The organism is Novimethylophilus kurashikiensis (assembly GCF_003112435.1).
Classification (GTDB): domain Bacteria; phylum Pseudomonadota; class Gammaproteobacteria; order Burkholderiales; family Methylophilaceae; genus Novimethylophilus; species Novimethylophilus kurashikiensis.
In genome coordinates this window covers 1-4,752 of record NZ_BDOQ01000029.1, presented here as the reverse complement: position 1 = coordinate 4,752, position 4,752 = coordinate 1, and the positions used below count along the sequence as shown (strand labels likewise).

Sequence of the window (4,752 nt, the reverse complement as noted above, 5' to 3'; positions counted from 1 at the left end):
CCGCGCTTGGCTTGAGCGGTGCCGGCTCGACGACGGGCATCAACATCTACAATACCGCTGGCTCCGCGGTGAACGCCTTCCTGGGCTACGACAATACCAACAGCAAGATGCTGATTAATGTTGCCAACGGTAGCTTTGCCATCAAGACGGGTGGCTCTGAACGCTTTAATCTGGGTACCGACGGCACGGTGACGGTCAATAGCGCTGTTTTCCTCGATGCCAACAAGAACCTGACTGCCAATGGTGGCGCGTTCTCGGGCATGGTGAATGTTGGCGGCGGCCTGCAAGTCGCCGGAACGACGGTGATTGATACTGGCCGCAACCTCACAAGCATTAACAACCTCACGGCTTCTGGTAACGCGACCGTGACCGGGTATGTAAACGTAGGCTCCCTCCAGATTGCCGGGGCTTCAGTTATTGATGCGAACCGCAATGGAGCACTGGCCACACTAGTAACCTCGGGGGGGCTCACGGCCAACGGCGGTATTAACACCTCGACGCTGACTGCGACTGGGCAAATTGTGGCGCCTGCTGGCTCGACGGTTTCTCCTGCCTACACCTTCACGGGTAGTGCGACGACAGGGTTGTATTCTCCGGCGGCTAATTCCATTGGCCTGGTGGCCGGCGGTACGCAGGTATTGAGTGCGTCCTCGAGTGGGGTCATCCTACCGGCTGGTCTGAATGTTTCTGGCGGCAACCTGGTGCTGTCTGGACCGAACGTCACCGGCACGCTAGCTGCTCGTCCGGCAGCGGGTGTGGCGAACCGTGTCTACGTCACGACAGACACCAACGAAATCTACCGTGACAATGGGACGGCGTGGGTGCGCATTGGTGCGGCGACGCTGGCAAACCTGGGCGACATGAACATCGCCAGTCCTACATCCGGGCAAACGCTGGTGTACAACGCCGGCACAGGTAAGTGGGTGAATGCAGGGATTACTGCGGGGACTGGAACATCGATATCGCTTGGCAATGGGACGATATCGATTGGTCTTGCGAATAGCGGGGTAACTGCAGGCTCATATGGCAGCGCCACTCAAGCGCCGACCTTTACTGTAGATGCCACTGGGCGCCTGACGACCGCAGGCTCTGTGACGATTACCCCGGCTTGGACTAGCCTCACAGGGGTGCCTGCGGGTATTAGCACGTATGCCGTAAACATGAACCAAAACGTTCGAACAACCGATACGGTTACGTTTGCCAAGGTTAATGGTTTGGCGCTGACTAGCAATGCTACTGGATTCAGCGTTGCAGGTGGCACAACGAGCAAGACGCTAACCGTTAACAACACCCTGACCCTGGCCGGTACTGACGGGACGACGATGACATTCCCGAGCACATCCGCGTCCTTGGCCAGAATTGATGCGGCACAGACATTTGCCGGTGCGCAAACCTTCTCAGGAGGCGTATCGGTTACCGGTGGAAATCTGGCTGTCACTAACAACGTGACCGCTAATACGGTCGCGCCAACGCTTGTGACAACGGCTGGCACTAGCTGCAGCACGTATACCGCTGGCGCATTGGCAAAGACCTCGACCGGGGCTCAATTGGCATGTGTAAGTAGTGTTTGGACCGCTGTATCAGGAGGCGGCGCCACTATTGTTCAGCGTGCAACAAAGATGGGTGTGGGGACGGTTTTTCCGAATTACTTTGTTTGTAATGACGGAAACTATGGTGCTCCTACCGTATTTACCTTGCAAAGTTGGGATAAGGGCTGGGCAACGCTTGTGTATATAGCAGAGGCTCAGCAAACAGGAACTGTAATCACTGATTCAATTGGATTTAACCCGTCGACAGGGGCGCAAAATTTTAGTGCGACAAACATAGGTGGAAGTTACGACTGCGTTATTGGAAGCTGGTCAATCCAAACAATCACGGCAAATGGCCGGTCATGGAACTAACGCACACTAACAGTTAGAAAGCGCTGTAAGGATACCAACGCAGATTACTTCATTCGCGCTATACCAGTGTTATGACTTGCAACATCCACTGGGATAGCCAAAATGAATACTTCTCGTAAATACACGGCCATCGCGCTTGCGATTGCACAACTGCTTGCTGGCATCACTGCCGCGCAGGCTGACACCACCAGCGACGCCATCCGCCGCAACTCGCAATACGCCTCCGTACAGCAGGCGGTGTACCAGCTCGTCGCTGAGAGCTACGACGTCGACAACGACGCCACGATTGAAGCACCTGCGATGAAACTGGGTACCGGTCTTGGCACCTCTGACGGCGGCGTCATTCCGGATACTTCCTCCGCGCCAAAGACAGATGGCTTCGGTGGTACGCTGGGCTATTGCGTCTGGGATAACGGCACACTCACCTCTAGCACGGGACGTCTGGCGGGTACCACGGCTGCTGGCGCGGTATCGCTAGCGGTCATCTCCTATGGCCTCGACAACGTATTCCAGACCACGTGCGCTGACCTCGCGCAGGGCATCGTGCGTGGCGACGACTATGCCTTCTGGATGACAACCAATCAGGTGACGACGGGTGCATCGAGCAGCACGTCAACCTACTGGGGAGCCCCAGCATCCTCCTATGCGGCGTTGAGTGGTCTAGCTGCCGGTAGCTTGCACGACGGAGAGGTGCGTATCACGACCGATACCAACCGCATGTATCGCTGGAATGCGGGCTTGCAGCAGTGGACCTCGCTGGGCGCGGGCGGCGGCAGCCAGAACTGGCTCGACAATGGCGCGTACGATGTCACCATGGCCAACGCCAACGGACGTGTAGCCATCGGCCAAACGACGCTGGGCGCAGAGAAGCTCACTATCAACAGCGGCGCCTCTGCAACCGCGCTTGGCTTGAGCGGCTCTGGCTCTACGACGGGCATCAATATCTACAACACGGCTGGTTCCTCGGTGAACACCTTCCTAGGCTACGACAACACCAACAGCAAGATGCTGATTAACATCGCCAACGGCAGCTTCGCCATCAAGACCGGTGGTTCTGAACGCTTCAACCTGGGCACCGACGGCACTGTGACGGTCAATGGCGCCGTGTTCCTGGATGCAAACAAGAACCTCACTGCCAATGGGGGTTCGTTCTCCGGCGTGGTGAATGCGGGCGGCGGACTGCAGGTCGCTGGTACGACAGTGATTGATACCGGTCGCAACCTCAACAATATCAATAACGTCATCGCAGCGGGTAACGCGACCGTGACTGGATATGCAAACGTAGGCTCCCTCCAGATTGGTGGGGCGACGGCTATCGACGGCAGCCGTAACGGTACGCTGGCGACGCTGGTGACCTCCGGAGGTATCACGGCTAACGGCGGTATCAATACGTCCTCCCTGACGGCGACGGGACAGATTGTGGCGCCTGTGGGTTCGTCGTCCTCCCCAGCGTATACCTTCACAGGCAGCGCAACGACTGGGTTGTATTCTCCATCGGCTAATACGCTTGGCCTGGTTGCCGGGGGCTCACAAGTATTGAGCGCGACGTCTTCAGGTGTCGTGTTGCCGGTAGGCTTGAATGTTTCCGGAGGTAACCTCGTACTATCCAGTGCTAACACCTCTGGCACACTGGCAGCGCGTCCGGTCGCTGGAGTTGCAAACCGAGTCTATGTGACGACGGATACCAACGAAATCTATCGTGATACAGGCGCGGCATGGGTTCGCATCGGGGCGGCAACCCTTGCTAACCTGGGAGATATGAGTATTAGCGGTCCCACGGGTGGACAGACGCTGGTATACAACGGCAGCACGAACAAGTGGGTGAATGCGAGCATCTCTGCCGGTACTGGAACTACGGTAACGCTAGGTGATGGCGCTATCTCTATCGGGTTGGCTAACACGGGTGTAACGGCAGGCTCTTATGGCAGTGCTACCGCAGCGCCAACCTTTACAGTAGACGCAACCGGTCGGATGACGGCAGCAGGCTCAGTGACCATCACCCCGGCTTGGACAAGCATTACCGGTAAGCCAACAACCGTTTCAGGGTACGGCATTACCGATAGCGGTGTGGTGAACTACGCGGTGAACATGAACCAGAACGTACGAACCACGGATAGTGTGACCTTCAACTCGGTTACCGCCGCAAGCTTTACGTCAACGGGACCAATTACACTGGCTGCAATTGCGACCAACGGCGGTGCTTGTACCAACCAAGGGGCTATTGCCCGAGACGCAGCTGGCGGCGTGTACTACTGCTGGTAAACGGCTTAACCAAAAGCCCATCTCTTTCGAGAGGTGGGCTTTTCCATTTCCATAAACTAACTAATGTTAACAAGTTGGTTTCTATACTAAAAAATCACTTAGATGGAGGCCGCATGGCTTACTTTAAAAAGAAATCAGCTATCGCCCTGGTCATCGCGCAGTTGCTTGTAGGCATTACTGCCGCGCACGCCGATACCACCAGCGACGCCATCCGACGCAACTCGCAATACGCCTCTGTTCAGCAGGCGGTGTACCAGCTCGTCGCTGAAAGCTACGACGTCGACAACGATGCGACGATTGAATCCCCGGCCATGAAACTGGGGACCGGTCTCGGTACGACCGATGGCGGTGTCATCCCTGACGCATCCTCAGCCCCCAAGACCGACGGCTTTGGTGGCACGCTGGGCTATTGCGCCTGGGATAACGGAACGCTGACCTCGAGCAGTGGCCGTTTACCAGGTAGCACAGCTGCTGGCTCAGTCTCACTGGCGGTTATCTCCTACGGGCTCGATAACGTGTTCCAGACCACCTGTGCCGACCTCGCGCAAGGGATTGTGCGTGGCGACGATTACGCCTTCTGGATGACGAC

3 protein-coding genes are annotated in these 4,752 nt (G+C 56.9%); all 3 read left to right on the top strand.

Features of this window, described 5'->3' with window-relative positions:
• Positions 1 to 1,901, top strand: a 1,901-nt coding sequence (locus NMK_RS18180; protein WP_227871571.1) for a beta strand repeat-containing protein, incomplete at its 5' end; no start/stop codon positions are given.
• 102 nt (positions 1,902 to 2,003) lie between these two features.
• Complete coding sequence (locus NMK_RS18175) at positions 2,004 to 4,163, top strand: beta strand repeat-containing protein (RefSeq protein ID WP_109017186.1); 2,160 nt, start codon at positions 2,004 to 2,006, stop codon at positions 4,161 to 4,163.
• Positions 4,164 to 4,276: 113 nt separating this feature from the next.
• On the top strand, positions 4,277 to 4,752 hold a 476-nt coding region (locus NMK_RS18170), incomplete at its 3' end, for a hypothetical protein (protein ID WP_227871570.1).